Below are 25,483 nucleotides of genomic sequence, written 5' to 3'. Positions count from 1 at the left end.
TCTGCGCTCCGGTGCTCACGAATGTCAAATTCGCTCCGCTCCGGTACTCGCCCTTCCTAGGGCTGCAAAGGTTTTCTATCACGCTGAAAAGAAGACAAAGGACTAAAATAAAAATCATTTTAGCCCTTTGTTAGAGATCAGCTAAGCTGATCTCTAAGGTCATCTTTTTGTATTGCTTTTCTTCGCTCTATTTTCGAGCTGAGATAGTGGCTGCTTATCTTTTGTTTGCGCATCACCTTGTGGGGTTGTCCCATTTGTGACACGACCTTTATTCTCTTTATCCAATCAGTATCACCTCATACATTAGCATAACCGAAAAAAAGCGATTCATCCTTTAGAAAGGTGAATCGCTTTTCTAGCGAGCTGATCAGCTACTTGATTTTCCTTGCTTGGAATCCACTTAATGAAAAATAAATCAAACTGCCGTTGATGCTCGATCATCTCTTTTATAAAAGGCTGAAAGGCTGGATTTTTAGCAAATCCTGCATTGGCCGCACGGTCAACTACCTGTGAATCTGTTCGAAACGAAACGGAACGCAGTCCTTTTTCTACGCAGATTTTCATCCCTTCAATGAGAGCGGAAAATTCTGCTTCGTGATTGCTCATTGATCCGAGAGGAATCGAGAAAGATTCTGCCTTTCCATCATATTTAATGAAAATGCCGATACCAGAAGGACCTGGATTTCCTGCGCTAGCACCATCAATGTATATTTCAGCTGGCAATTTATTTCACCCTTTCATCAAGCGGAACCATTCTTTTCGCTGCATACGCATATGGTGTCCCAATCGCGGCAACGATAAATTTAATCACATAAGTCGTGATGAAGATTTCGATCCATACATGAAATGGATAGGTGCCAAGAAAGGCAATGGTTGTGAAGATCAGTGTATCAAGCAGCTGGCTGATCATCGTACTTCCAGCGTTGCGCACCCAGAGCGCACCATCGGAAGGAAATATCCGGCGAATAAACGAATATACATAAACATCTAACATTTGACTGATGATATAAGCAGCAAGACTGCCAAGTGCGACCCTTGGCATAAAGCCAAATATCGTTTCGAGCGATGTTTGAGAAATGTCAGATGGAGCGGGATTGAAAAGCAAAGCCTCCTGCATGACAACGGTTAGCGTTAAAAGGGTGGCAAAGCCAATCCAGACAGCTTTCCTCGCTTCATTTTGTCCATATTTTTCATTCAATACGTCCGTTGCAAAGAACACACTGCCATATAAAATGTTCCCAAGTGTTGCCGTTAAGCCAAACAATTCAACGGTTTTGACCACTTGTAAATTTGCTGCAACCGTCGCAAAGCCAATCCAGACGAAAAGGCCCATCTTGCCAAATCCTTTATAAAATAGAAGAACAATGATAAAATTAATGATCGCAAATAAGATCCAAATACCTTCATTAAACAAGTGACATGAACTTCCTTTCTCATTGTAAAATGTAACTTTTTGATTATAGCATAACGAACGTTTACCTTAAAAGCACGGGAAGGCGATGTGATCAATGAAATTAAGAGCGCACTATACAATGAAAGTGAAATCGATTGGGTCCATTGCTTTTTTCCAAGAAGATTGGATGGAGCTAAAAGAGGCCTTGCTTTTAGCAAAACATATAGACAAAAAAGAACCACAGTCACTCCTATCATTTGAAGATGAAAAAGGGGCGATGTGGTCTATTAAAGAACTTGAAAAGCTAAATGAAGAACTAAAGCTTGAACCTGATCAGCTTCAGGTCTATTTTGATGCAAGTTTTCACAAAGAAACAGGCGACTCTGGCCTTGGGGTTGTCGTCTACTATAAGCTCGGAGAAGATACTTATCGTTTGAGAAAAAATCAGCCCTTCCAAGGAATCACCAATAATGAAGCGGAGTATGCAGCTTTATTTGAGGCAGTAAAAGCTTTGAAAGACCTTGGGGCAAGCAGAAATTCTGTCACGATTAGAGGCGATTCACTTGTTGTCATGAATCAATTAAAAGGAGAATGGCCTTGTTATGATGATATACATAACAAATGGCTCGACCGGATTGAAGCGGCTTTAAAGGAGCTGAGGCTTACGCCAACATATGAAGTCATCGATCGTAAACAAAATGCAGAAGCGGATCAGCTTGCAAGGCAGATACTTGCAGACGTCCCAATTGAAAGTAAATTGAAATTAGAAGCAGACGGAGCTGAATAATGTGGATAAAAAAACAGCAGTACAAGAATTGACGGATCTCCAAGACACGTATTGTTCAGATTGCTTGATTAAGAAGCACTTTCGAAAAGAATATGGCAAAAAATACGCCCACTCCTTTTGTATTCAGCAATGCACAGTCGGAGAGAAAATAAAAGAATACGGACAGACGCTGCTTAAAAAGTAAGCGGCTGCCCCGGTTTTCCTTACTCAAACATCCGCTCGTGAAAAAAAACGAATAGAATGTGTTAAAAAAGAACATATTCTGAAAAATGAGCCGATATAACTATAGAAAGTTTTGGTTGAGTTACTTTTTGACTAAGTGACGGATAATAGAGGAAAAGGGGAAGGCCGGCATGAATAATAAGGATTTCGAAACGGTATTACATCGAACATTTCAAGAGGTATACAGCGATCTAGAGCAGCTAGTAGATGTAGCAAAGAAGGGAAGACCTTTTCTCGAAAAAGATATTTCTGAAATTGAACAACGACTGAAGCAAAATATTTTAGCCATTGAAATTCAGCTGAAAATCAAATAAGAGAGGCATATGCCTCTCTTTATTTTGTCGTTTCATCATTGATTTAGTTGATTAAAGTTTTGTTACGTTTGCAGCTTGAGGTCCACGATTACCTTCAACGATTTCAAAAGAAACTTCTTGTCCTTCTTCTAAAGACTTGTAGCCGTCACCTTCGATAGCTGTGAAGTGAACGAATACATCGTCTCCGCCTTCAACTTCAATGAAGCCGAAACCTTTTTCATTATTGAACCATTTTACTTTACCGTTTTGCATATTGCTTTTTCCTCCTAGTACTGTAGCACACCTTTTGGGCATACTAAAAAAAATTTTCATCACCTAACGACTTTACAGTTGTTAAATGATGGTTCCACTATACACCATCAAAAGTAACGCGTCAAGCAGGCGAGCCAAATTTTGAGCAGAATGTTTGATTTTTTTGTTTTTTTGGTGAATAACAATGAAAAATAAAACGTCCTTTTCGGAACCTAACGTGCAGCTTGTCCGTATATAAAAAAAATACAGAAAGAGGTGCAATCATGAATCGTTATACACTTGAAGAATTTGTTCAGAATACGCAGCAAGAAGATAAAGGAGAAGGGGTCTTCGAACTTGAAACACCAAGACTTTTAGAAATTAATTTGACTGACACCATTTGGGCAAAAACAGGTTCCATGGTTTCCTATCGAGGGAAAATCAAATTTGAACGTGAGGGTGTTTTTGAGCACGGAGTCTCAAAGATGTTCAAAAAAATGCTCTCGGGAGAAGGCACCTCACTAATGAAGGCGACAGGTGATGGGAAATTATATGTGGCAGATCAAGGCAAAAAAATCTCAATTCTCCGTTTGGCCCAAGGGGAATCTATTTTTGTGAATGGAAACGATCTGCTCGCATTTGAACCGTCTGTCCGCTGGGATATCAAATTGATGAAAAAGGTATCAGGCATGCTTGCAGGCGGATTATTTAATGTCAAATTAGAAGGGCCGGGCTTAGTAGCAATCACAAGTCATTATGAGCCGCTGACGCTCATTGTTCAGCCGGGTGACTCTGTTTATACAGATCCGAATGCGACTGTTGCGTGGTCAGGTGATTTAAAAACTGAATTTGTGACAGATGTTTCCTTTAAAACCTTTATTGGCAGGGGAAGCGGAGAGTCTATTCAAATGAAGTTTACTGGAAGCGGCTTTGTTGTCGTTCAGCCGTTTGAAGAAGTATACACAACAAATGGAAATCAAGGGTAAAGAAAAAGGTGTCCGTCAATGACGGACACCTTTTTATGATAATGCGCGAGCATATGTTTTGTTATTCATGATGAGATCTGACTGCTCGACAATATCTTCCAAAATGGTTTGAGAAGATTGTTTTAAGTGCAGTTTTTTCATGTTTTGTTTCATTGTTTCTAATTTTTCTTCGTCCTGCAGCAAGTTGGTCACAGATTCTAAAATGTCTTCATGTCTGTTAATGACAATGGCAGCGCCATAATCCTCAAAGAAAAGAGCATTTTCTTTTTCTTGACCAGGGACAGGCTTGTAAAGAATGACAGGGACACCGATTGCAGTTGCTTCTGTTAAAGTAATGCCGCCTGGTTTTGTAATCATACAATCTGTTACTCTGAACAATTCATCAATTTGTTCCACATATCCAAGCGCCTTCAATTGATCTGGGTGTGCCTGCTCAAGAACGCTAAGCGATTGTTTCAGTGCGGCGTTCTTTCCGCATACAACAACAATTTGTACTTCACTGTCGAGAAGCAGCGCCTCACATAATTCCTTCACATTTTTTAGTACACCGTGAGCACCGGCCATGATAAGAAGTACTTTTTTGTCGGATGATAATCCATATTTTTTATAGATCATCGATTTTGGCACGTCGGCTTCAAACTGTGGTCTAATAGGAATACCTGTCACTTTGACATCGCTTGGATGTGTGCCGATTTCCACTAATTTTTGTTTCACATAATCGGTTGCAACATAGTATCGGTCGATGTTTTCATGTACCCAAATCTTATGGAGACAAAAATCGGTCATGACATTAAAAGTCGGAATCACTTTACCTGTTTTGTTTCGATATTCTGGTACAACAATCATCGGGAATGTAATAATGATGATATCTGGATTGTGTAACTGAATTAATTCATCGAGACGCTTATTTCCCATCTTTAAATAAATGTTAAATTTGCGTTTATTGTAAATTTTATCAACACCGTAATAAAACAAGCGATAAAATTGTTTCCCAATGGAAAAGCTCTTCAAGTATAAATATTGAGTCACTTCTGACACAATGGGATTCGATTCTTGATACAAATTAGAAACTACAACATGTTCAAATCCTTGGGATTTGCATTCATCATACAGTGTTTTTGCTACCTGCATATGTCCATTTCCATAATTTGCGGTCAAGATTAATATTTTTTTATTGGTATTCAAGAATATTCACCTCAAATGTAATCAACAACAACAAAACTTCGTACGAAACTATTAATCTCATAGGTCTACATATACATAAAGATAACATATAAACAGTTAGAGCATATCATTCGTTACGAAAGAATTAAACTAATTTTAAAAAACAAACAGATTCAATTGATAATGGAAGACAGAGCCATTTGTATTTTAACACATTTTGACGATTTATCATCAGACCACAGTCTATTTTATTCCCAAACGTATGGTGTTTCTTGATAAACATAATAATTAAGCCAATTCATAAACAACAAGGTTGCATGGGCTTTCCAGCGATTTACTGGGATTAATGTGTCACCATCTTCTATAAAATAGTGGACAGGTTTTTGGACTGTATCATCTTTCAACAAATCTCTTTCATATTCCTGCATCAATGTATCTGTATCATACTCAGGGTGTCCAGTTAAAAATACTTGTTTATCATCATCTGAAACAATTAAACAAACACCTGCTTCTTCAGACATACTCAAGACTTTCAAATTCGGCGTGTTTTTTAATTGTTCTGTATTAATATCTGTATGCCTAGAATGTGGGACATAGTATACTTCATCAAAACCTCTGACTAATCTTTCTTTTTTCTCTTTCACAATATGCTCAAATACGCCAAATTTTTTCTCGGGAAGCTTGATTTTTTCAATCCCGTAATGGTGATATAAACCTGCCTGTGCACCCCAGCAAATATGAAGGGTAGATGTCACATTGGTTTTACTCCAGTCCAAAATGTCCTGCAGCTCTTTCCAATAAGAAACTTCTTCAAAAGGTAAGTGCTCAATTGGTGCGCCAGTGATGATCATTCCATCAAATTTTTTATGGCGAATCGATTCAAAGGTCGTATAAAATTCATCTAGATGCTCTCTCGACGTATTCTTCGGTGTATGTGTACTTGGAATCAAAAACGTAAAGTACACTTGTAAAGGAGAATTTCCGAGCATTCTCAGCAGCTGCGTTTCAGTTTGTATTTTTTTTGGCATTAAATTTAAGATCACGATATTCAAAGGACGGATATCTTGCTTGAATGCCCTTGTCTCATCCATGACGAAAATATTTTCGCTCTCTAGTATTTGTTTTGCCGGCAGATGAACTGGTATGTTAATAGGCAACTCGCCACCCCCTGAACCAAAGCTAATTTCACTTCATTATAGGAACTTTCTGGCGATATTTCAATGTTTCAATTATGTTACAATGAAAAATAGAGCAAAAAAGAATGCTGTTTCTGTAAAAAAAGGAGGCCGTTTTGTTATGATCACAAAGCATTTATCAGATATTGACATTGCCCAAAAGGCTAAGCTAAGACCAATTCAAGACATCGCAGCAAAGCTGCAACTACATGACGAAGAATTAGAATGCTATGGTTTCACAAAAGCGAAAATATCTTTGACTATTTTTGACCGTTTAAAGGAACAAAAAGAAGGACACGTGATTCTTGTCACTTCCATCAACCCAACGCCAGCAGGTGAGGGGAAATCCACGGTAACAGTCGGCCTTGGTCAAGCCTTCGAAAAAATTGGCAAAAAAGCGATCATTGCGATGCGTGAGCCATCATTAGGTCCTACAATGGGGATTAAAGGCGGGGCAGCGGGCGGAGGATATTCACAGGTGCTGCCAATGGAAGAAATCAATCTTCATTTCACAGGAGATTTTCATGCCATTACATCTGCACATAACGCCTTATCTGCTTTTATTGATAACCATATCCATCACGGAAATGAACTCGGCATCGACACGCGCCGCATTGTATGGAAGCGAGTGCTTGATTTAAACGATCGTGCATTAAGACAAGTCGTTGTCGGACTTGGCGGTCAGTTAAATGGGTATCCTAGAGAAGACGGATTTGACATTACAGTTGCTTCCGAAATGATGGCGATCCTCTGTTTAGCAGAAGACTTATCTGACTTAAAAAAACGTCTTTCTTCTATTGTTGTTGCCTATAATCAAGAAGGCGAGCCAGTCACAGTGGGAGCACTTGGATATGAAGGTGTCCTGACGTTACTTTTAAAAGACGCACTCAAGCCGAACCTGGTTCAAACGATTGAAGGAACCCCAGCACTTGTCCATGGCGGTCCTTTTGCCAATATTGCACATGGATGCAATAGTTTAATTGCGACCAAAATGGCAGCAAAATTAGCTGATTATGTCGTAACAGAAGCTGGATTTGGAGCAGATCTTGGAGCAGAAAAGTTCCTTCACATTAAAACAAGAGCTGGTGATTTCAAACCTGGTGCAGTTGTCATTGTGGCGACAGTGAGAGCATTAAAGATGCATGGCGGAATGAAGAAAACCGAACTCAAAGAAGAGAATGCACACGCCGTATTAGAAGGTATACATAATTTAGAAAAGCATATTGAAACCGTGCAAGCTTTTGGTCTTCCATATATTGTCGCGGTAAACCGTTTTATTACGGATACAAAAGAAGAGATTCAAGCGATAGAAGATTGGTGCGGCAAACATGGCCATCCAGTTAAAGCCGTGAATGTATGGGAAGAAGGAGGCGAAGGCGGGACAGCTCTTGCAGAGGAACTAGCGGAACTCATTGAAAAGAAAAAGAACAACTTTACCTATTTGTATGAAGCGAACGATTCCATCGAAGAAAAGTTATCTAAAGTGGCCAAAGTGGTTTACGGGGCAGATGGGGTCACGCTCACATCCAAAGCAAGAAAGCAGCTGGCTGCCATTGAGGAAAACGGCTGGGCTCATTTGCCGGTTTGTATGGCAAAAACACAATATTCTCTTTCGGATGATCCAGCTTTAATCGGCAGACCTAAAGGCTTTACCATTACGATTCGCGAGTTAAAGCCATCTGTAGGAGCAGGATTTATTGTGGCCTTAACCGGAAGCATTTTGACAATGCCTGGATTACCTAAAAAACCTGCGGCTCTCGAAATGGATTTATTAGAAGACGGCAGTGTGACAGGACTCTTTTAAACGGGAGCATAAAAAGCGATTTTCTAAAAGAAGCATGTTACGATAGGAAAAAGTGAATCCTAGGAGGCTATGAGATGTCAATTTATGATATTCAGGTCAAGACCATTAACGGTCAGGAAAAATCGATGGCAGATTACAAAGGAAAAGTGCTCATTATTGTAAACACAGCAAGCAAATGTGGACTGACTCCTCAATTTAAACAATTACAAGAGCTATATGATCAATATCATGAAAAGGGCCTTGAAATTTTAGGATTTCCGTGTAACCAATTTATGAACCAAGAGCCAGAAGGAGAAGAAGCCATTCAAGAATTCTGTTCTTTGAATTATGGAGTGACCTTCCCTATGTTTGCGAAAGTAGATGTTAATGGCGAAGAGGCGCACCCGCTGTTCAAGCATTTAACAAGTGAAGCGAAAGGTGTGCTTGGGACAAAAACAGTGAAATGGAATTTCACCAAATTTATCGTGGACCAAAACGGAGAAGTCACTGAACGGTTCTCTCCAAAAACGCCACCAAAAGAATTAGAAAGCTCAATCATTGCTCTGTTGGACAAATAAGATGCTGACAGTCATGCAGCGAAAACAATTGGAGGCAGCTGCCTCCTTTGTTTCAGACAGGCTGAAGGATGAACCAACTGGACACGATGCGGCTCATGTTGCTCGTGTGCGCCAGCTTGCCGGCCGTATTGCACATCAGGAAGGCGGCTCTTTATTTATCATCGAAATGGCGGCAATTGTACATGATGTCATTGATGAAAAGCTGTCAATTGAATGGAAAGTCACTAAGGAGCAGCTTGAGCACCAGCTCCTTTTGTGGGAATTGGACACGAGGGATATCCGCTATATCATGGACATCATTACAACGATGTCTTTTCGTCACCGGCATAAGCAGTTTAGGCCGATGACGTTAGAAGGGGCTATTGTTCAAGATGCGGATAGGCTGGATGCGATAGGAGCAAGCGGTATCGCTAGAGTGTTTACGTATGCTGGCGCAACAGGTGAGCCCCATTATACAAAGGACACGCAGCAGGGTTCTGTGCTAAAGCATATGGAAGAAAAACTGCTCAAATTAAAAGACTTGATGAACACTCGTGCAGGGAAGCAGCTTGCTGATGAGCGGCATGAATTGATGAGTTTATTTATCAAGAAATGGAAAGAAGAATGCGGCCTTACAGATGAGTAGGGTCTTTATGTGTGTAAGGAGGATATATCAATGAAAATAACAGCCATAGAACCGACGCCAAGTCCGAATACCATGAAGGTTATTTTGACAGAAGCACTTGCCGGCGGTAAAAGCAACAACTACAAAAAGGATCAAAAAGACGAAGCCCCAGAAATGATTAAGCGTATTTTAAGCATTGAAGGTGTAAAAGGGGTTTATCATGTCGCAGATTTCTTAGCGGTCGAGCGAAATGCAAAGTTTGACTGGCAGGGTATTTTACAGCAGGTCAGAGAAGCCTTTGGACAAGAAACAGAAGGCCTTCAGGAAGGATCGCAGTCAGGCGATGACACATTTGGTGAAGTGAAAGTATTTGTCCAAATGTTTAATGGGATTCCGATGCAGGTCAAACTGTCAGACGGTGAAAGAGAAGAGCGGTTTGGCATGCCTGAACGTTTTCAAGCAGCCATTTTAAAGCTTAGAAGCAGCTCAGACAATGTCGTGTTTGAACGTGTGTGGAAAGAACACGGCGTTCGTTTTGGGGAATTTGCTGATATCGGTCAGGAAGTCACAGAGGAGCTGCAAGCAGCCTATGATGATGAGCGTTTAGCCCGATTAACAGAGGCAGTTAAAGAAGGGCAGGAAGCTGTAGATAGACAGGTGAACCGAAAAGCATATGATGTAACAGAAGACATGCTGCAAGAGGAAGATTGGAAAAAACGTTTTGCCCATTTAGAGCAAATGCAGCCAGAGCAAAAGGATATACCTGTTTTAATGAAAGCAATGGAGGATCCAAAAACGTCTATTCGCAGACAAGCCGTTGTGAATGCTGGCATGATTGAAGATCCTGCCATTCTGCCTATTTTATATAAGGGGCTCGAGGACAAAACAGTGACGGTCCGCAGAACGGCTGGTGACTGTATTTCTGACCTTGGTGACCCTAGTGCTATAAAAGCCATGATCGCAGCATTAAAGGACCCGAGTAAGCTCGTCCGCTGGCGTGCAGCTATGTTCCTTTATGAAGAAGGGGACGAAACGGCACTAGAAGCATTAAAAGAAGCAGAGCAAGACCCTGAGTTTGAAGTCAGTCTTCAAGTCAAAATGGCGATTGAGCGCATTGAGCATGGGGAAGAAGCGAAAGGCTCTGTGTGGAAGCAAATGACAGAAAGTAGAAAGAATGCATCAGAATGATGAGAAAAATGAACAAGCTGCCAATGAAAAGCAGCTTGTTTTTCTAAAAAAGATAGACAGAAAAATTTTTTTAGAAAAATTATTTTGAATATTGTTGAAATATGCGAAAAAACTCTATATAGTAGTACCAATATAGAATATTGGAGGTCAGATTTTATGACACGAACCTTGCTGAGCGCTTGCTTCAGCAGCCATGTTAGTCATCAGTCATTCATAGGTGGCTAAATAAACAGAAAATTTGTAAAATAAAATCAACTCAAAATCATGCAGTCAACAAGACTTGTAGTATAGGAGGCTTTTTAAACAGATGGCAGAACTACGCAGTAATATGATTAAACAAGGAATCGACAGAGCACCTCACCGAAGCTTACTAAGAGCAGCGGGGGTAAAGGATGAGGATTTCGGCAAGCCATTTATTGCCGTATGTAATTCCTATATTGATATTGTCCCAGGACATGTCCATCTTCAGGAATTCGGGAAGATTGTTAAAGAAGCCATTCGTGAAGCTGGCGGTGTTCCATTTGAATTCAATACGATTGGCGTCGATGATGGAATTGCCATGGGTCATATCGGGATGAGATATTCATTGCCAAGCCGTGAAATCATTGCTGACTCTGTAGAAACCGTTGTATCTGCTCATTGGTTTGATGGAATGGTTTGTATTCCTAACTGCGATAAAATCACACCAGGAATGATGATGGCAGCGATGCGCGTGAATATCCCGACTGTTTTTGTGAGCGGCGGACCGATGGAAGCGGGTAGAACAAGTGATGGCAGAAAAATTTCTCTTTCTTCTGTATTTGAAGGCGTTGGTGCATACCAGTCAGGTAAAATCAATGAAGAGGAATTAAATGAATTAGAGCAGTTTGGCTGTCCAACCTGCGGATCTTGTTCAGGTATGTTTACAGCTAACTCAATGAACTGTTTGGCAGAAGCACTCGGGATTGCTCTTCCTGGAAATGGAACAATTTTGGCGACATCACCAGAGCGAAGAGAATTTGCGAAGAAGTCTGCAAAACAACTCATGGAGCTCATCAAAAAAGATATTAAACCACGGGATATTGTCACTGAAAAAGCAATTGATAATGCATTTGCATTAGATATGGCACTTGGTGGTTCAACCAATACCGTTCTTCACACATTGGCGATTGCGAATGAAGCAGGTGTTGAATATTCACTTGAACGCATCAATGAAGTAGCAGAACGTGTGCCTCATTTATCGAAACTTGCTCCAGCTTCAGATGTTTATATTGAGGATTTACATGAAGCAGGCGGCGTTACAGCGGCACTAAATGAATTGTCTAAAAAAGAAGGCGCTCTTCATTTAGATACAATGACCGTTACTGCGAAAACGCTTGGCGAGAACATTGCGGGACATGAGGTAAAAGATTATAACGTCATTTATCCAATTGACAAGCCATTTACTGAAAAAGGCGGCTTAGCCGTTTTATTTGGAAACCTTGCGCCAGATGGAGCCATCATTAAAACGGGCGGGGTACAAGACGGGATCACACGCCATGAGGGACCTGCGATCGTATTTGAATCCCAAGAAGAAGCCCTTGAAGGCATCATTAATAGAAAAGTAGAAGCAGGACATGTTGTCATCATTCGCTACGAAGGACCTAAAGGCGGACCTGGCATGCCTGAAATGCTTGCACCTACTTCACAAATCGTCGGTATGGGACTTGGACCAAAGGTTGCTTTAATTACAGACGGACGTTTTTCCGGCGCTTCTCGCGGATTGTCTATTGGACACGTCTCACCAGAGGCAGCTGAGGGAGGCCCGCTTGCCTTTGTTGAAAATGGTGACCATGTTGTTGTCGATATCGAGCAGCGCATTTTAAGCGTAGATGTTCCAGAGGAAGAATGGGAAAGAAGAAAAGCAAACTGGAAAGGCTTTGAGCCAAAAGTAAAAACAGGTTATCTTGCTAGATATTCAAAACTTGTGACATCAGCCAATACAGGCGGAATCATGAAAATTTAATCTGATATCGAACATTTGAAAATTGGCTCTCTCTATAGTATCCTTTATTCACAACATAAGGATTATAGAGGGGGCTTTTTTATGTCAATGGCATATGAAGAATATATGCGCCAGCTCGTTGTACCGATGCGTCAAGAGCTGACAAGTGCAGGATTTCAAGAACTAACAACGGAAGAAGAAGTAGAACAAACGATGCAAGAAAGAGAAGGAACGACATTTGTGGTTGTCAATTCTGTATGCGGGTGCGCTGCCGGATTAGCACGCCCAGCTGCTACACAAGCTGTGATGAAGGCAGAAAAAACGCCAGATCGAATTGTCACAGTTTTTGCTGGCCAGGACAGGGAAGCAACGGCAAAAATGAGAGAATACTTCACAGGCGAAGAGCCATCGTCTCCATCTATGGCACTTTTAAAAGGAAATGAACTTGTTCATTTTATTCCGCGTGACGAAATTGAAGGTCATGAAATGGAAGACATCATGAACAACGTCTTATCTGCATTTGAAAAACATTGCTAATACACATGTTGAAATGTCCTGTGATCACATCAGGGCATTTTTTCTTGATCATGATGGAGGAACCGCATGCTTATCACAACAAGCTTTAGAGCAAATGAACAAACGATTGAAACAGCAAAAGCCCTTGCAGAGGATTTACATGGCGAGTATGTAGAGAGGCGCAAACAATCTGTCAAGCAGCTTGCGATAAAACGAGGAGACGTCCTTGTTGTGGGGAAAGAAAGATTCGAATGGTATCAGCCAAATGGTGAAAAGTTTTTCTTTCATCCAAGCTCAGCAATGTTCAGGGTGAAGCGGCTCATGCGCGGAGAAAAGGATCCTTTAATCGAAGCCACGCAGCTTCAGCCTGGCGATTCCTTTTTAGATTGTACGCTTGGCTTAGGATCAGATGCCATTACAGCAAGCATGCGAGTAGGTACGAATGGAAGGGTCGTTGGTATCGAAAAGAATCCCATGACAGCATTGCTAGTGCGAGAAGGACTAAACACATGGGAGACAGGGATAAGAGAGGCAGATGAAGCGATGAAGCGGATATCTGTTGTAAGTGGAGACAGTATCGAGCAGCTAAAGAAGCTCTCTGATGGTTCATTTGATGTCGTCTATTTTGATCCGATGTTTGAGGAGACAATTCAAGAATCTGCAAGTATCGCTCCGCTACGTCATGCAGCAGAGCACCACTTTGACCACGAAATAGCCGTCCAAGAAGCACTGAGAGTGGCGAGAAAAAGGGTAGTTTTAAAAGATCATTGGAAAAGCACCCGATTTCTAGCAGATTCCTATCAATTTCACGTTTTAAAACGAAAAACAGCTCAATTTCATTATGGATATATTGAGAAAGAAAAAAGCCCTCACTAATAGACAATTCTTTGAATTCCTTATCAATCATCTAAAAAAGCCCTTATTTAGGGCTTTTAATCTGTAATCTCCATATAGACAAAATAAAATAACGTCAGCAAGGAAGCCGTAATGAAAAACCCTTCAAGCATACCCATTCCTCCCAAATTTTAGTCGCCTTTGCTACCATTGTAAACGTTTTATTATGAAAAAGAAAGTCTCAAATCGATGGCCAAATTGAATGACTGAAAATTCATTATATGCTAGAATAGCAGTATGATAACTTATGGAAGGAATTAGATATCATGAAGATGTGGATGAGAAAAACGCTTGTTGTGCTCTTTACGATTGCAACTTTTGGTTTAGTCTCTCCTCCGTCGGCTTTGATGACAGACAAGCCCTCTGAACTTTCTTCATCTGATAAAACGCCTTATACAGCTGTTTATGATACATCAGATGAAATGCGCAGCTGGGAACTAACGCAACAGGAAAGCAAAGAGCAGACAGATCCCTTTGAGCAATATAAGCAAGAGGTGCTGTCAAATGCAGAAAATCAATCCTTTCTCAAATTTGGCCGTAAAATCACACCTGTCATTGAGGACGAGTACAGAGAAGAGATTCAGCCGAAGATTGAACAAGTGTTAACCGACTATTTAACAAATTTCAAAGATGACGAAAAATTTCAAGATGTTGTTTTAACTGATCAGCCTTCAAGTGGAAATGGCGAAAAAATCTTCCACATTTACAACCGCAAGACCGGAGAAGATTTGCTCCGTTTCCATGTCAGAAGAGATCAGCCGCCTCACAGCGGATATTGGTTTAACTTTCATTACCATACAGCAGAAGATGGATTCCAGACGCATCATGAACTCGGTAATATTTACTGGGATAAAAACACCCCGCCGAGCTGGATGAGCCACTAGAAGGAGATGTCATGCCAATTGAAAAAATATACAATGAACGAAATGGTGCAGATTACAAAACAAATGTTAAACGACCGCGGAGTGAAAATTGAAGATATCGCACACATTGTGCTGAAGCTCCAAGAAAAATATCATCCAAACCTTCCACTTAGTGTCTGTATTGAAAATGTTGAAAAAGTGCTGAATAAAAGAGAAATTGTCCATGCAGTTTTAACAGGACTTGCCCTTGATCAGCTGGCAGAACAAAAGCTTTTGCCAGAACCTTTACAGCACTTAGTTGAAACAGATGAGCCGCTATATGGAATTGATGAGATTATTCCGCTTTCCATTGTCAATGTATATGGATCAATCGGTTTGACCAACTTCGGTTATTTAGATAAAGAGAAATTCGGTATTATTCGTGAATTAGATGAGGGCCGTCCAGGTGAAGTGCATACTTTCCTTGATGACCTAGTCGCTGCACTTGCCGCAGCAGCTGCAAGCCGCATTGCTCACTCACACCAAGATATTAAAGATGAAGAGCAGGAACGAGTGAATCAAGTATAAAAAGAAAAACATGTCTGCTCATCATGCAGGCATGTTTTTTTGGTTTCAACAAAAGCAGAAATAAGGTAAACTACAACAAGAACATAAATAAAGGATGAAAAAAATGAAACAATACAAAGAGTTATGCCGTCATGTATTACAGCACGGGGATGAAAAAGGTGACAGAACGGGTACAGGTACAATCAGCACGTTCGGTTACCAGATGAGATTTGATTTACAGGAAGGATTTCCTCTTTTAACAACAAAGAAATTACACCTGAAATCAATCATTCATGAGTTGCTTTGGTTTTTAAAAGGTGATACAAATGTCAAATATCTTCAAGAAAATGGTGTCCGGATTTGGAACGAATGGGCAGATGAAAATGGAGAGCTTGGCCGTGTGTACGGTGCACAGTGGAGATCATGGGCGAGTGGAGACGGCGAGACCGTGGATCAGATCACAAAGCTGATCCATGATATTGAGCACAACCCGAATTCAAGACGACTGATCGTCAGTGCTTGGAATCCGGGGGAAATTGATCAAATGGCGCTGCCTCCTTGTCATTGTCTGTTTCAATTTTACGTATCAAACGGGAAGCTTTCCTGCCAGCTATATCAAAGATCGGCAGATATCTTTTTAGGTGTGCCGTTTAATATCGCTTCATATGCTCTCCTAACGATGATGATTGCTAAAGTCACAAATCTTGAGCCAGGCGAGTTTATTCATACACTTGGAGATGCTCATATTTACCAAAATCATCTTCCGCAGGTGAAAATGCAGCTAGAGCGTGAGGAACGCACGCTTCCTAAGCTTCGCATCACAAGGGATGTAAAGAGCATTTTTGATTTTACGTTTGATGATTTTGTTCTTGAGAACTATGATCCGCATCCGCATATTAAAGGAGAAGTCAGTGTATGATTTCCATGATTGTGGCGACAGGAGAAGACAGAGTCATTGGTCAAGATAATCAAATGCCTTGGCATTTACCAGCAGATTTAGCGTATTTTAAAAAAGTCACAGGCGGTCATACGATTGTCATGGGCAGAAAAACCTTTGAATCCATTGGACGAGCGCTGCCTAACCGCCGAAACATTGTGCTGACCACAAGTTCTTCTTTTAAAGCAGAAGGATGCGAGGTTGTTCATTCAATTGCTGACATTTTGGCAATTGCGGAAAGCGAGACAGAGCTATTTATTATTGGCGGGTCTAAGCTGTATGAAGAGATGATGCCATATGCGGATCGTCTCTATATCACGCACATTCACCATGCGTTTGAAGGAGACCGTTATTTCCCGTATTACAATGAAGACGGATGGACGATTGTATCACGCGAAAAAGGCCATCGTGACGAAAAGAACCCCTACAATTATGAATTTGTCGTCTATGACAAAAAAGGATAAGTGAGTAGGAGGAGTACGGTTGTTTCGTTATTGGTTTTTAACGATTTATGTTGTTGTATCCTTTTTAAAAAGTATGAGGCATTTGTACGATCATGAATTAACGGATCCACGCATTTCCTATACGAAACGAATGCATCTCATTCATGAGCATGCAAAAAGGTTTGCCCGGGGATGTATTGATCAATCAGGATCAGTCATGACCATTCATCAGCAAAAGAAGCTGCCAGACTGCCCGGTTATTTATGTCACAAAAGAGCTGAATCCAGTCACGACGACATTATTGATCGGCCACCTTGAGCAGCCAGTTGCTTTTATGGCAAAGCCGAAGCTCTTTCGGTGTCCGATTTTAAAACAATGGCTGAAAAAAATGGCGGTCATTCACCAGAATCAAACGGATGAGGTCTTATTAGAAGAAGCAAAGGAAAGAATCATGTCTGGGCAGAGTCTACTGCTTTCAGAAGAGTATCGTCATATTGCAGAGGCGCTTGCTGAAGAATTCGATTGTCCGCTTGTACCGATTGAAACGAGCGGAACGGATCGTCTTTTAACGGGGAAGTTTGTGAAGAGAATGCGTCCTGTTAATGTCGATATTCATATTAAAGCTCCTGTCATGATCAGTGATTACGCACAAAAGCGTGCATAGAAAAAACCAGCATCCGAATAGAGGATGCTGGTTTTTTTCATGCAGCAGGAATGTTTACGCAATAGAATAAAATACAGAAGAACATCGATGCACTGCCGCCGAGAACAAAGCTGTGCCAAATCGCATGGTGATAGGGGATTTTCCGCCAAATATAAAAGATGGTTCCGACTGAATATAATATACCGCCTAACAGTAAGAGTCCAAATCCTGCACCTGTTAATTGGATATAAAGCGGTTTGATGGCAATGATAATCATCCAGCCCATTAATAAATAGACGAGGGTAGATACGATAATAAAGCGTTTGACAAAAAAGATTTTAAAGACAATCCCACCAGCAGCAAGCGCCCATACAATCGCAAGGAGCGTATAGCCGAGTGCACCTTTTAGTGGTCCAAGTAAAAAGGGTGTATATGTACCAGCAATCAATACATAAATAGCCGAGTGGTCGAGGATTTCAAAAATATCTTTTGTTTTTTTGTGCCGAATGCTATGAAGCAGGGTTGAACTTAAATAGAGCAGCAGCATGGATGCGCCAAATATCGAAAAGCTGATAATGTCTGTGACGGTGCCGTATTGAACAGCGAATAAGACGAGAAACACAATAGCTGGTATGGATAAAATAACACCAATGCCATGTGTAATGGCGTTTGCAATTTCTTCTTTTACAGTAAACAATGGATGTCCTCCTTTTATTGAACCGGTATATAACCATCAAGTGACTTCAGGAATGAAAGACCTTCAAGTGTAATCTTCGTTCCGGCCCTGCCTTTTCCTTTCGTCACGTATGCTTTTTTCTCAAGATCATCTAAGCGGTTTCTCACCTGCTGAGGGGTGAGCGGAATGTCTCCTTGCTTGCTTAGTTCAGACAAGATGCGTCTGCTGGCTGCTTCTCCTTTTTCATTGAGAGATTTAATGGCTTCCAGCAAGAAAACAAACTCTTGTTTTTCCATTAGTGTGAGCTGGTGTTCTTCCTTTTTACCTTTCACGGCTGATGGAAGAGGTGCTAACACAAAGGGAGGTAAATGATGTAAAAATACCGTGTGGCCCTCGAGTATGGATGCAGCGTAATGAACGATATTTTTGAGCTCTTGCACATTTCCTTCAAATGGATACTGCTGCAAGGCTTCCCAAACACTTGGATCAATGTCAGGAGCCATGTTCAGCTCTTGAAAGAAAGCATTTGTTAACACAGGAATGTCTGTTTTTCGTTCAGCTAAAGCCGGAAGGGCCAAATGAAGAACATTCAAACGATAAAACAGCTCGGGTAAAAAGGTTGAAGAAACCCTGAGTGCCTCTATTGATAAAGACGAAGAAGCGATTACTTTTGTTGCAGGTGAGGTTTCTAGAAAGTGAATGACCTTGTGCTGCATAGGAATACTTAATGCGGCGACCTCATCTAAATAAAGAATTTGATTGTTTTTTTCTGTGAAGGCTTTCTGTAAGATTTCTTCATTCAAGATGGGGCAATATATGTGTGTCATTGCTGCGTTCGCCATTTCTTGGGCAAATAGTGTTTTGCCTGTGCCGGTGTCTCCTGTTATCAAGACTGGCTGTTCGTTTTTCGAAAATTGTTTTGCCAGAAGAATTGCATGCTTGATGTCTTGATGATCTCCATATATAGACGTGATCGATTGTGTGGCCATGAGGTGGTTCCTTTCTTTGTGGTTCTAATTGGTTCAATTGTAACACCCAATTAAAACAAATGTACAGGAAAACGAAAAAGTTTATAAAATTTATGATGGATCCGTGATCTATTGGTTTATTTTTTGAATATTCATGTTATAATGACAAATTAAATAAGGTTAAAGAGAAAGGATCTTGTACATGAAACCGTTGCTCAAAGAAAATACGCTAATTCAAGTGAAAGACATCTTAAAAGCCCATCAAAATTTGAAGGATGTAGTCATTCATACACCACTTCAAAAAAATGAGCGACTTTCTGAACGATATGAATGTAATGTCTACTTAAAAAGAGAGGATCTTCAAGTAGTTCGTTCCTTTAAATTAAGAGGCGCTTTTAATAAAATGAGCCAACTTCCAAAAGATAAACTAGAAAATGGCATTGTCTGTGCAAGTGCTGGAAATCACGCACAGGGTGTTGCCTATTCTTGTAAATATTTAGGCATCCACGGGAAAATTTTTATGCCTGCTACGACGCCAAGGCAAAAAGTATCCCAAGTGGAGCTGTTCGGAAAAGAATATGTTGAAATTATTTTAACCGGAGATACGTTTGATGATTCGTATCATGAAGCCGTAAAATGTGGAGATGAAGAAAAGCGCGAATTTATCCACCCGTTTGATGATTTGGATGTGATGGCAGGACAAGGAACGACTGCTGTCGAAATATTAAATGATATCGAAGTGGAGCCTCACTTTTTATTTGCAAGTGTCGGAGGTGGAGGTCTGTTATCTGGTGTTGGTACATATATCAAAAATATCTCACCAGAAACCGAAATCATTGCAGTCGAACCGCTTGGCGCAGCTTCACTGCATGCGTCACATGAGAAGGGCGAGGTTGTGACACTTGATTCGATTGATAAGTTTGTGGACGGAGCAGCGGTTCAGCGGATTGGCGAAAAGACGTTTACATCGCTTCAGTCTGTTGTCGATAAAATCAGTCTAGTACCAGAAGGGAAAGTATGTACAACAATTTTGGAGCTGTATAATCAATGTGCGATTGTAGCAGAACCGGCAGGCGCATTGCCGATCGCAGCATTAGATGCCCATCGCGAGGAGATTAAAGGCAAAAATGTTGTCTGCATTGTCAGTGGAGGAAATAATGACATCGGCAGAATGCAGGAAATCAAAGAACGTTCAATGATCTATGAAGGGCTTCAACATTACTTCATTGTCAATTTCCCGCAAAGAGCAGGAGCACTTCGAGAATTCTTAGATGAAGTGTTAGGACCAAATGACGATATCTCACGCTTTGAATATACGAAAAAGAATAACCGAAGTAAAGGCCCTGCGCTTGTTGGCATCGAATTGAAAGAAAGAGATGACTATGCCGCGCTGATTGAGCGGATGGATAAAAAAGGATTCCACTATGTTGAAGTGAATAAAGATCAAGATTTATTCCACCTATTTATTTAGGCTTAACAGATAATTGGAAAAGAGGATTGATCGTTTGTGCTGCTCAAAACAATATGTTTTAGACGGATGGATGGAGCTCAGATCAAGGTAACAGAAGTCCCTGTTCTAAAGGGAGATGAGACGTATCGTTTCATGCTCACCTTTAGACTTGAAGCTTTCTTGAAAAAAGTCTATGTATCTAATGGAAAGAGAACTGTGTACTCTTTCAGAGAGGATGTGAAACGTAACGTCAAGTGGAGCACATATGAACAGATCTATCAGGAGCCTACACTGAAACACAATGCGTAAGCAGGAATCTTTGTCAAAAGGGGGAAGCAGCCATTTTGAAATGGCTGCCTCTCAGTTTGGCAAGGATTTTTTTCGTGACAAGAAGAAAATGTGACAATTTCAAAAACGTTAGGTCAGTTGTTTTCAAGTGTGCAGGAAATAAGGTAATATCATAAGTAAAGACTAAGACAGCAAGGATGAGACGATAGTGAAACAAATTAAAATTGTAACAGATTCAACTGTGGACCTTCCGCAAGAGAAAATCAATGATCTTTCCATTCACGTGATTCCGCTCAATATCTCCATTTCTGGAGTTGATTATATTGACCGAGTGAATATACAGCCAGATGAATTTATTGAAAAAATGGAGGCCGCTGAGGAACTGCCGAAAACGTCTCAACCTGCGATCGGTCAATTCGTCGAATTATATGAAAAGCTGACGGCAGATGGAAGTGAAGTGATCAGTATCCATTTAACTGGTGGGATGAGTGGTACTGTTCAAACTGCTGAAAGCGCTTCGAAAATGGTAGATGGAAACATCACGGTGATTGATTCGAATTTTATTTCCTATGGATTAGGATTTCAAGTCATCAAAGCAGCAGAACTAGCCAAAAAGGGTGCAAGCCGTGAAGACATTATCACAGAATTAGATAAAATCCGTCTTCAAACAAAGCTATATGTCACAATCGATACATTAGAAAATCTCGTCAAAGGCGGCAGAATTGGAAGAGGAAAGGCGCTGATCGGCTCACTTCTTCACATCAAACCAATTGCCAGCTTAACAGACGGGGTATATACGCCAGAAGCGAATGTGAGAAGCTATTCTGCGCTTGTCCGGCATCTGACAAAACAGTATGTACAGGCGGTGAAGGGGAAAACAGTTCAAGCCATTGGGATTGCACATGCAGATGCATTAGAACTCGCTGAAAAGCTAAAAAAGGCGCTGCTTGATCACACACCTGAAGCATTGATTGACATTGCCTACACAACACCGATTATTTCGTGTCATACCGGAAAGGGCGCAATAGGCTTTACTTTTTATACCGATTGATGGAAAAAGGGGATGGGCATATCATGGATAGAAAAAGGGGAGCCTCACTTGGTGCGCTTATGATGATAAGCGTGCTTCTTTTAGTCTCATGTTCAAATGGACAAATCAAAGATGCGTTAAATTATCAAATAGAGCCGTTTGAGTTTGAAAACCAAGATGGTCAAAAGGTGTCATTGGAAGATTTGAAGGGGAAAGTATGGGTAGCAGATTTTATTTTCACAAGCTGTGAAACGATCTGTCCGCCGATGACCGCTCATATGACAGAGCTGCAAAAACGGTTAAAAGAAGAAAAATTGGATGCGCATATCATTTCCTTTAGTGTGGACCCAGAGGTCGATTCACCGAAAAAGCTAAAAGAATTTGCAAAAGCCTATCCATTGTCCTTTAAAAATTGGGATTTTCTCACGGGGTATTCACAGTCAGAAATCGAAAAATTCGCAATGAAGAGCTTTAAGACCATTGTCAAAAAACCTGAAGATGAAGACCAAGTGATTCATCAGTCCCTGTTTTTCCTTGTTAATCAAGAAGGGAAAGTGATGAAAAATTATGATGGCGTGCAAAACACACCTTATGATGACATCATCAAGGACATCAAAACGCTGAACCGAAGCTAGCATAAGGATGTTCAAATGGGCGAAAACATGATACACTTTTTTAATCAGAAAAAGGAGGGACATCATCGTTTGAAGGCTCGTTTGATTTTGATTGTGATGTCTCTAGCTTTTGTTCTTTCTGCATGTTCCGCGCAAGAGGCTGGCATAAAGGATAAACTAGAAGACACACAAAACGTAAAAGAACATATTACCATCGCAGCGGTTGGAGATTCCTTAACAGAAGGAATCGGAGATCAAGATAAAAAAGGCTATGCAGGCATGACCCGTGACAAGATAGAAGCGGTGGACGGCGTGCAATCTGTCACATTAAAAAACTATGCCATTAAAGGCAGTAGAACAGTAGATTTGTTAAAAAGATTAAAAGAAAAAAAGGTGCAGGACGGACTGAAAGACGCTGATTATATTTTCTTTACAATCGGCGGGAATGATCTCATGCATGTTGTCCGTCAAAATGTGCTTAATTTGACGTTTGCTCCTTTTAAAAAAGAGCAGGGTCCTTTTGAGGAGCGCTTTAAAACCATTCTTGCTCAACTGAGAGAACAGAATGGCCATGCGAAAATTATGTATGTCAGCATGTACAATCCTTTTAAGTTCAGTTTGTCTGAGCTGCGAGATATTGATGAAGTCGTCAAAGACTGGAATGCCGCTGCCAAAAAGGAACTCAAAAAAGACGGCAATGCGGATATGATCAATGTAGCAGATTTATTTGAAGAAGGTTCTGATGAAAAATTACTGGCAGATGATGATTTCCACCCAAACCAAAAGGGGTACTCTCTTATGGCAAATCGTTTATTCTCCGAAGTGAAAAAAGAAGGACTGCCGAAGGAATAGGGTGAAATAGATGAAAAAATGGAAAAGCTTATTTTTTATTTTACTTGCAATCAATCTATTGATTGTGATTGCCTGCGGTATTTTAATGCTGCTGCCAGGCGGTCAATCCGCTTCAACCAAAGAAGTGAAAAGCGAATATGCTTTTAATATATCCAGCTCAAAAGAATCGCTCACCAGTTTTGTGAATGATTATTTGAAAAATCAAGGATCAAATGATATGCCAGACTTTCATGTAGCGATCGATCAAGATGTGAAAGTAACAGGCGCAATTAAAGCTTTCTCTTCAACGATTGATGCAAACGTCTCATTTACGCCAACTGTTGAAGATAATGGTGATGTGCTTTTGAAAGTGGATGACTTTTCAATTGGACAATTGAGCATTCCAATTAGTTTTGTTTTAAGCTACATGGGTCAGTTCTATGAGCTGCCAGAATTCGTTCATGTAAAACCGGATCAAAAAACGGTTGAAGTGCGCCTTTCTGAAATGCCGCTGACGAATGATATGTATGTCAAAGCGAACAAAATTGATCTACAAAACGATGAAATTGAATTCTCATATTATCATCCAAAGCAATAGAACGTGTGAGTCAGGAGTGAAATCATGAAGCGAGTCTATCAATATTTTAGTTTACTGTCGTTTTTATTTGCTGCGTACTTTGGCATAACAGCTGCCAATGCTTTAAAAGCAGAAAATATCGATCAGTTTTACTTAAATATTGCCTACTGTGCATTATTTCTAGGCACGATGATTCTTGCTTTTGATTTTCAAAAGCAAGAAAAAGCTGAAGATGTCTCGTAAGGAGCCTTTTCCATTGGGAAAGGCTCTTTTTTATATTTGCCGAGACAAGACGACCTTCGCCATAAGTTCTGGCTCTCCGTTAGCAAATCCATGAAGCAGAATCAGGTATGCGCGCTTTGTTTGCAAATGAACTTTGGGGATATCAAGCAGTACACTTTGAGTGCCGGCGGCTTTCAATTCAAAATGATATTTATTCGGGGAGAAATGATGAATGTGGGTACTGTTTAAATAATCAAGCTCCTTCGATATGATCCCTTGGTCTCGTTCATATATATCTATGGAAGGAAGGTCTGGAGACAGCTGTACAAATGTAAGTGCTGACAGGTCTTCTTGTTCGATCAAAGTAGTCTGCTGCTCAGTCAGCAGTGCAAAGCCTGCACGAGCACCTGTGATACAGAGTGTATAGACCTCGCCGCTCTTAAATTGAATGCGAGAATGAAGAATTTTTTCATTTGTAGCCAGTTTGAACACTTCTATTTCATACATTCCCTCATCCCACTCCATATAAGCGGTCAAATGGCTGTAAGGCATTGTTTTCATCAGCTGCTTCTGGTTCACATAAACAGCGAGCTCACTGAGATCTGGTGCAGCGTGAAATAATCGAATAAAGGCTTTTGATGAAGGGCTGCTTTGAAGATGCTCATAGGCGGCAGTGAATGGCCGATATGGAAAGTCATGATAAAAGAGCTGCTGCATGTCATCAATCCCTTCTTTCTCATACAATGGTGTTTTTTGTAGCGTATGCATGAAAAAGACGATCTGTATAGGCAAAAGAAGCAAAGAAAAAAGCCTGACGTATTCCGTCAGGCCGGCATTTAAGAAGGAGAAGAATATTGATGATATTCAGCTAGTTTAATGAACGTTTTTTCATCCTCAATTAAACCGCAAACGCCGCACTGGACTTTCATTTGAGGACCTTGATAGCTCAAGTGAAAAGGAGACAGCTGCTCTCCTTCGTATCTTTCAACAACTGCTCCTGTCGCTGGATCTAGCTTGACAGGTTCTGAAAGCTGCTCAATGAGATTAAAGCGCGTTCTGTTTGTTTTACAGTTTGGACAAAGATAAGGGCTTGTCATGGTTCATTCCACCTCTTTTTATCCGTAGCATGTCCTAAGCGCTAAAATCTATGCTTAATCCTTTTGACTTTTATCCAGCTTTTTAAATAATTTGATCATCGTTTTGAGTTCTTCGTCATCAAATGACTCAAATCGCTCCATAAAGTATTCTGTTTTCTTTTTCTCAAAATGCTCAGTAATTTCCTTACCCTTATCGGTTAAGTGGATTTTGATAATGCGGCGGTCCTCTTTTGAACGGATACGGGTGATCCAGCCTTTTTCTACGAGTGTGTCAGTCACAGCGGTTATATGACTTGCTGACACTCCAAGAATGGAAGCGAATTCCGTTACTTTTTTTGCACCTTGCTCACGGAGCAGATTTAAAATAAGAAATTCATTCCGAGATAATTCGTTTTCGAGCAGGCTGTTAATTTCATAACGGATCTGCTTAAATACGGTTCTCAGTAAAGTGTCCATTTCGTACATCATTTGTTTTCTTTGTTCCAATCATTAAACCCCCA

34 protein-coding genes are annotated in these 25,483 nt (G+C 40.6%); 23 read left to right on the top strand and 11 right to left on the bottom strand.

Annotated features, from left to right (window positions below):
- Window positions 1–159 precede the first annotated feature (159 nt).
- Genes NSQ72_RS09785 through NSQ72_RS09775 form a run of 3 tightly spaced genes read right to left on the bottom strand, consistent with a single transcriptional unit; the run spans window position 160 to window position 1,414 of the window.
- On the bottom strand, window positions 160–285 hold the full coding sequence (locus tag NSQ72_RS09785; protein WP_003215584.1) for a hypothetical protein: 126 nt from the start codon (window positions 283–285) through the stop codon (window positions 160–162).
- A gap of 42 nt (window positions 286–327) precedes the next feature.
- Complete coding sequence (locus NSQ72_RS09780; protein WP_341083939.1) at window positions 328–723, bottom strand: reverse transcriptase-like protein; 396 nt, start codon at window positions 721–723, stop codon at window positions 328–330.
- A 1-nt stretch (window position 724) separates the two neighbouring features.
- On the bottom strand, window positions 725–1,414 hold the full coding sequence (locus NSQ72_RS09775) for a queuosine precursor transporter (RefSeq protein ID WP_059377765.1): 690 nt from the start codon (window positions 1,412–1,414) through the stop codon (window positions 725–727).
- A gap of 94 nt (window positions 1,415–1,508) precedes the next feature.
- Between NSQ72_RS09775 and NSQ72_RS09770 the strand changes: the two genes are divergently transcribed.
- The 3 genes from NSQ72_RS09770 to NSQ72_RS09760 all read left to right on the top strand — a co-directional run bounded on the left by NSQ72_RS09770 (window position 1,509) and on the right by NSQ72_RS09760 (window position 2,716).
- Window positions 1,509–2,180 (top strand): ribonuclease H family protein, encoded by a 672-nt coding sequence (locus NSQ72_RS09770; RefSeq protein ID WP_144464540.1) that lies wholly within the window; start codon window positions 1,509–1,511, stop codon window positions 2,178–2,180.
- A gap of 1 nt (window position 2,181) precedes the next feature.
- Window positions 2,182–2,364 carry a zinc-finger domain-containing protein gene (locus NSQ72_RS09765; RefSeq protein WP_024422748.1) on the top strand — a complete coding sequence of 61 codons (183 nt, stop codon included), beginning with the start codon at window positions 2,182–2,184 and terminating at the stop codon, window positions 2,362–2,364.
- A 169-nt stretch (window positions 2,365–2,533) separates the two neighbouring features.
- Window positions 2,534–2,716 (top strand): hypothetical protein, encoded by a 183-nt coding sequence (locus NSQ72_RS09760; RefSeq protein WP_039179402.1) that lies wholly within the window; start codon window positions 2,534–2,536, stop codon window positions 2,714–2,716.
- 51 nt (window positions 2,717–2,767) lie between these two features.
- On the opposite strand, the gene cspD is transcribed toward NSQ72_RS09760, so the two are convergent.
- Window positions 2,768–2,968: a cold-shock protein CspD gene (cspD, locus tag NSQ72_RS09755; RefSeq protein ID WP_024422747.1), complete on the bottom strand. Its 201-nt coding sequence runs from the start codon at window positions 2,966–2,968 to the stop codon at window positions 2,768–2,770.
- Between the two features lie 263 nt (window positions 2,969–3,231).
- Here cspD and NSQ72_RS09750 point away from each other — a divergent pair, with 263 nt between their 5' ends.
- Window positions 3,232–3,933: an AIM24 family protein gene (locus tag NSQ72_RS09750; protein WP_034280509.1), complete on the top strand. Its 702-nt coding sequence runs from the start codon at window positions 3,232–3,234 to the stop codon at window positions 3,931–3,933.
- Window positions 3,934–3,966: 33 nt separating this feature from the next.
- Here NSQ72_RS09750 and NSQ72_RS09745 read toward each other — a convergent pair whose 3' ends face one another.
- Window positions 3,967–5,118: a diglucosyl diacylglycerol synthase gene (locus NSQ72_RS09745; RefSeq protein ID WP_024422744.1), complete on the bottom strand. Its 1,152-nt coding sequence runs from the start codon at window positions 5,116–5,118 to the stop codon at window positions 3,967–3,969.
- Between the two features lie 227 nt (window positions 5,119–5,345).
- The gene (metA, locus tag NSQ72_RS09740) at window positions 5,346–6,254 is read right to left on the bottom strand and encodes a homoserine O-acetyltransferase MetA (protein ID WP_039179396.1); all 909 of its coding nucleotides are present in this window, start codon (window positions 6,252–6,254) and stop codon (window positions 5,346–5,348) included.
- A 139-nt stretch (window positions 6,255–6,393) separates the two neighbouring features.
- Between metA and NSQ72_RS09735 the strand changes: the two genes are divergently transcribed.
- The 12 genes from NSQ72_RS09735 to NSQ72_RS09680 all read left to right on the top strand — a co-directional run bounded on the left by NSQ72_RS09735 (window position 6,394) and on the right by NSQ72_RS09680 (window position 17,251).
- Window positions 6,394–8,076 carry a formate--tetrahydrofolate ligase gene (locus NSQ72_RS09735; RefSeq protein ID WP_126681669.1) on the top strand — a complete coding sequence of 561 codons (1,683 nt, stop codon included), beginning with the start codon at window positions 6,394–6,396 and terminating at the stop codon, window positions 8,074–8,076.
- A gap of 74 nt (window positions 8,077–8,150) precedes the next feature.
- Complete coding sequence (locus NSQ72_RS09730) at window positions 8,151–8,633, top strand: glutathione peroxidase (protein WP_041085791.1); 483 nt, start codon at window positions 8,151–8,153, stop codon at window positions 8,631–8,633.
- Window position 8,634: 1 nt separating this feature from the next.
- Window positions 8,635–9,258 carry an HD domain-containing protein gene (locus NSQ72_RS09725; RefSeq protein WP_341083937.1) on the top strand — a complete coding sequence of 208 codons (624 nt, stop codon included), beginning with the start codon at window positions 8,635–8,637 and terminating at the stop codon, window positions 9,256–9,258.
- Window positions 9,259–9,288: 30 nt separating this feature from the next.
- Window positions 9,289–10,425: a conserved virulence factor C family protein gene (locus NSQ72_RS09720; protein WP_323647597.1), complete on the top strand. Its 1,137-nt coding sequence runs from the start codon at window positions 9,289–9,291 to the stop codon at window positions 10,423–10,425.
- Between the two features lie 307 nt (window positions 10,426–10,732).
- Complete coding sequence (gene ilvD, locus NSQ72_RS09715) at window positions 10,733–12,409, top strand: dihydroxy-acid dehydratase (protein WP_024422739.1); 1,677 nt, start codon at window positions 10,733–10,735, stop codon at window positions 12,407–12,409.
- An 81-nt stretch (window positions 12,410–12,490) separates the two neighbouring features.
- Entirely contained in the window at window positions 12,491–12,925 is a 435-nt protein-coding gene (locus NSQ72_RS09710; RefSeq protein WP_039179382.1) for a BrxA/BrxB family bacilliredoxin, read from the top strand.
- A gap of 66 nt (window positions 12,926–12,991) precedes the next feature.
- Entirely contained in the window at window positions 12,992–13,780 is a 789-nt protein-coding gene (locus NSQ72_RS09705) for a class I SAM-dependent methyltransferase (protein WP_058838894.1), read from the top strand.
- 284 nt (window positions 13,781–14,064) lie between these two features.
- Window positions 14,065–14,682, top strand: coding sequence for a YpjP family protein (locus tag NSQ72_RS09700; RefSeq protein WP_064497498.1), 618 nt, complete (start codon window positions 14,065–14,067; stop codon window positions 14,680–14,682).
- Between the two features lie 18 nt (window positions 14,683–14,700).
- Window positions 14,701–15,228, top strand: coding sequence for a phosphatidylglycerophosphatase A family protein (locus NSQ72_RS09695; RefSeq protein WP_047203262.1), 528 nt, complete (start codon window positions 14,701–14,703; stop codon window positions 15,226–15,228).
- Between the two features lie 103 nt (window positions 15,229–15,331).
- A complete protein-coding gene (locus NSQ72_RS09690; RefSeq protein WP_041085780.1) occupies window positions 15,332–16,126 on the top strand; it encodes a thymidylate synthase in 795 nt (264 codons plus the stop codon).
- Window positions 16,123–16,608 carry a dihydrofolate reductase gene (locus tag NSQ72_RS09685; protein WP_341083934.1) on the top strand — a complete coding sequence of 162 codons (486 nt, stop codon included), beginning with the start codon at window positions 16,123–16,125 and terminating at the stop codon, window positions 16,606–16,608. Before NSQ72_RS09690 ends, NSQ72_RS09685 begins: the two co-directional genes overlap by 4 nt.
- A gap of 19 nt (window positions 16,609–16,627) precedes the next feature.
- Complete coding sequence (locus tag NSQ72_RS09680) at window positions 16,628–17,251, top strand: lysophospholipid acyltransferase family protein (protein ID WP_341083933.1); 624 nt, start codon at window positions 16,628–16,630, stop codon at window positions 17,249–17,251.
- A gap of 37 nt (window positions 17,252–17,288) precedes the next feature.
- Here NSQ72_RS09680 and trhA read toward each other — a convergent pair whose 3' ends face one another.
- Both trhA and NSQ72_RS09670 read right to left on the bottom strand, forming a co-directional pair.
- Window positions 17,289–17,927: a PAQR family membrane homeostasis protein TrhA gene (gene trhA, locus NSQ72_RS09675; RefSeq protein ID WP_024428144.1), complete on the bottom strand. Its 639-nt coding sequence runs from the start codon at window positions 17,925–17,927 to the stop codon at window positions 17,289–17,291.
- A 14-nt stretch (window positions 17,928–17,941) separates the two neighbouring features.
- On the bottom strand, window positions 17,942–18,895 hold the full coding sequence (locus tag NSQ72_RS09670) for a sigma 54-interacting transcriptional regulator (RefSeq protein ID WP_341083932.1): 954 nt from the start codon (window positions 18,893–18,895) through the stop codon (window positions 17,942–17,944).
- A 181-nt stretch (window positions 18,896–19,076) separates the two neighbouring features.
- On the opposite strand from NSQ72_RS09670, the gene ilvA reads away from it, so the two are divergent.
- The 7 genes from ilvA (at window position 19,077) to ypmT (ending at window position 23,907) form a co-directional block, all read left to right on the top strand.
- Window positions 19,077–20,345: a threonine ammonia-lyase IlvA gene (gene ilvA, locus NSQ72_RS09665; RefSeq protein WP_025093104.1), complete on the top strand. Its 1,269-nt coding sequence runs from the start codon at window positions 19,077–19,079 to the stop codon at window positions 20,343–20,345.
- A 36-nt stretch (window positions 20,346–20,381) separates the two neighbouring features.
- Window positions 20,382–20,633: a YpmP family protein gene (locus NSQ72_RS09660; protein ID WP_059377786.1), complete on the top strand. Its 252-nt coding sequence runs from the start codon at window positions 20,382–20,384 to the stop codon at window positions 20,631–20,633.
- Window positions 20,634–20,820: 187 nt separating this feature from the next.
- Window positions 20,821–21,663: a DegV family protein gene (locus NSQ72_RS09655; protein ID WP_024428148.1), complete on the top strand. Its 843-nt coding sequence runs from the start codon at window positions 20,821–20,823 to the stop codon at window positions 21,661–21,663.
- 23 nt (window positions 21,664–21,686) lie between these two features.
- On the top strand, window positions 21,687–22,277 hold the full coding sequence (locus tag NSQ72_RS09650) for an SCO family protein (RefSeq protein ID WP_445285743.1): 591 nt from the start codon (window positions 21,687–21,689) through the stop codon (window positions 22,275–22,277).
- 69 nt (window positions 22,278–22,346) lie between these two features.
- Window positions 22,347–23,108 carry an SGNH/GDSL hydrolase family protein gene (locus tag NSQ72_RS09645; protein ID WP_058838922.1) on the top strand — a complete coding sequence of 254 codons (762 nt, stop codon included), beginning with the start codon at window positions 22,347–22,349 and terminating at the stop codon, window positions 23,106–23,108.
- Between the two features lie 10 nt (window positions 23,109–23,118).
- Window positions 23,119–23,685 carry a YpmS family protein gene (locus NSQ72_RS09640; RefSeq protein ID WP_041085768.1) on the top strand — a complete coding sequence of 189 codons (567 nt, stop codon included), beginning with the start codon at window positions 23,119–23,121 and terminating at the stop codon, window positions 23,683–23,685.
- Window positions 23,686–23,709: 24 nt separating this feature from the next.
- Window positions 23,710–23,907, top strand: a complete 198-nt coding sequence (ypmT, locus tag NSQ72_RS09635) for a protein YpmT (RefSeq protein WP_024422723.1) — start codon at window positions 23,710–23,712, stop codon at window positions 23,905–23,907.
- A gap of 30 nt (window positions 23,908–23,937) precedes the next feature.
- Here the strand turns inward: ypmT and NSQ72_RS09630 are convergent, their stop codons facing one another.
- The 3 genes from NSQ72_RS09630 to NSQ72_RS09620 all read right to left on the bottom strand — a co-directional run bounded on the left by NSQ72_RS09630 (window position 23,938) and on the right by NSQ72_RS09620 (window position 25,469).
- Window positions 23,938–24,603, bottom strand: coding sequence for a DUF4397 domain-containing protein (locus NSQ72_RS09630; RefSeq protein ID WP_099663391.1), 666 nt, complete (start codon window positions 24,601–24,603; stop codon window positions 23,938–23,940).
- Window positions 24,604–24,722: 119 nt separating this feature from the next.
- On the bottom strand, window positions 24,723–24,983 hold the full coding sequence (locus tag NSQ72_RS09625; RefSeq protein ID WP_024422721.1) for a hypothetical protein: 261 nt from the start codon (window positions 24,981–24,983) through the stop codon (window positions 24,723–24,725).
- Window positions 24,984–25,037: 54 nt separating this feature from the next.
- Window positions 25,038–25,469, bottom strand: coding sequence for a MarR family transcriptional regulator (locus NSQ72_RS09620; protein WP_007500780.1), 432 nt, complete (start codon window positions 25,467–25,469; stop codon window positions 25,038–25,040).
- Between the last annotated feature and the right edge of the window lie 14 nt (window positions 25,470–25,483).

This window comes from Bacillus sp. FSL R5-0659, assembly GCF_038008785.1.
GTDB lineage: Bacteria > Bacillota > Bacilli > Bacillales > Bacillaceae > Bacillus > Bacillus safensis.
Note: the sequence above shows the minus strand (reverse complement) of the source record. Positions and strands in the feature narration are given on the sequence as shown.

Coding starts and splice junctions, on each gene's coding strand:
- NSQ72_RS09625 (WP_024422721.1), bottom strand. CDS start 24,983: ATGACAAGCCCTTATCTTTGTCCAAACTGTAAAACAAACAGAACGCGC.
- ilvA (WP_025093104.1), top strand. CDS start 19,077: ATGAAACCGTTGCTCAAAGAAAATACGCTAATTCAAGTGAAAGACATC.
- NSQ72_RS09760 (WP_039179402.1), top strand. CDS start 2,534: ATGAATAATAAGGATTTCGAAACGGTATTACATCGAACATTTCAAGAG.
- NSQ72_RS09710 (WP_039179382.1), top strand. CDS start 12,491: ATGTCAATGGCATATGAAGAATATATGCGCCAGCTCGTTGTACCGATG.
- NSQ72_RS09770 (WP_144464540.1), top strand. CDS start 1,509: ATGAAATTAAGAGCGCACTATACAATGAAAGTGAAATCGATTGGGTCC.
- NSQ72_RS09650 (WP_445285743.1), top strand. CDS start 21,687: ATGGATAGAAAAAGGGGAGCCTCACTTGGTGCGCTTATGATGATAAGC.
- NSQ72_RS09690 (WP_041085780.1), top strand. CDS start 15,332: ATGAAACAATACAAAGAGTTATGCCGTCATGTATTACAGCACGGGGAT.
- ilvD (WP_024422739.1), top strand. CDS start 10,733: ATGGCAGAACTACGCAGTAATATGATTAAACAAGGAATCGACAGAGCA.
- NSQ72_RS09750 (WP_034280509.1), top strand. CDS start 3,232: ATGAATCGTTATACACTTGAAGAATTTGTTCAGAATACGCAGCAAGAA.
- NSQ72_RS09700 (WP_064497498.1), top strand. CDS start 14,065: ATGAAGATGTGGATGAGAAAAACGCTTGTTGTGCTCTTTACGATTGCA.
- NSQ72_RS09735 (WP_126681669.1), top strand. CDS start 6,394: ATGATCACAAAGCATTTATCAGATATTGACATTGCCCAAAAGGCTAAG.
- NSQ72_RS09705 (WP_058838894.1), top strand. CDS start 12,992: ATGCTTATCACAACAAGCTTTAGAGCAAATGAACAAACGATTGAAACA.
- NSQ72_RS09685 (WP_341083934.1), top strand. CDS start 16,123: ATGATTTCCATGATTGTGGCGACAGGAGAAGACAGAGTCATTGGTCAA.
- NSQ72_RS09640 (WP_041085768.1), top strand. CDS start 23,119: ATGAAAAAATGGAAAAGCTTATTTTTTATTTTACTTGCAATCAATCTA.
- ypmT (WP_024422723.1), top strand. CDS start 23,710: ATGAAGCGAGTCTATCAATATTTTAGTTTACTGTCGTTTTTATTTGCT.
- NSQ72_RS09630 (WP_099663391.1), bottom strand. CDS start 24,603: ATGCAGCAGCTCTTTTATCATGACTTTCCATATCGGCCATTCACTGCC.
- NSQ72_RS09670 (WP_341083932.1), bottom strand. CDS start 18,895: ATGGCCACACAATCGATCACGTCTATATATGGAGATCATCAAGACATC.
- NSQ72_RS09720 (WP_323647597.1), top strand. CDS start 9,289: ATGAAAATAACAGCCATAGAACCGACGCCAAGTCCGAATACCATGAAG.
- NSQ72_RS09730 (WP_041085791.1), top strand. CDS start 8,151: ATGTCAATTTATGATATTCAGGTCAAGACCATTAACGGTCAGGAAAAA.
- NSQ72_RS09725 (WP_341083937.1), top strand. CDS start 8,635: ATGCTGACAGTCATGCAGCGAAAACAATTGGAGGCAGCTGCCTCCTTT.
- cspD (WP_024422747.1), bottom strand. CDS start 2,968: ATGCAAAACGGTAAAGTAAAATGGTTCAATAATGAAAAAGGTTTCGGC.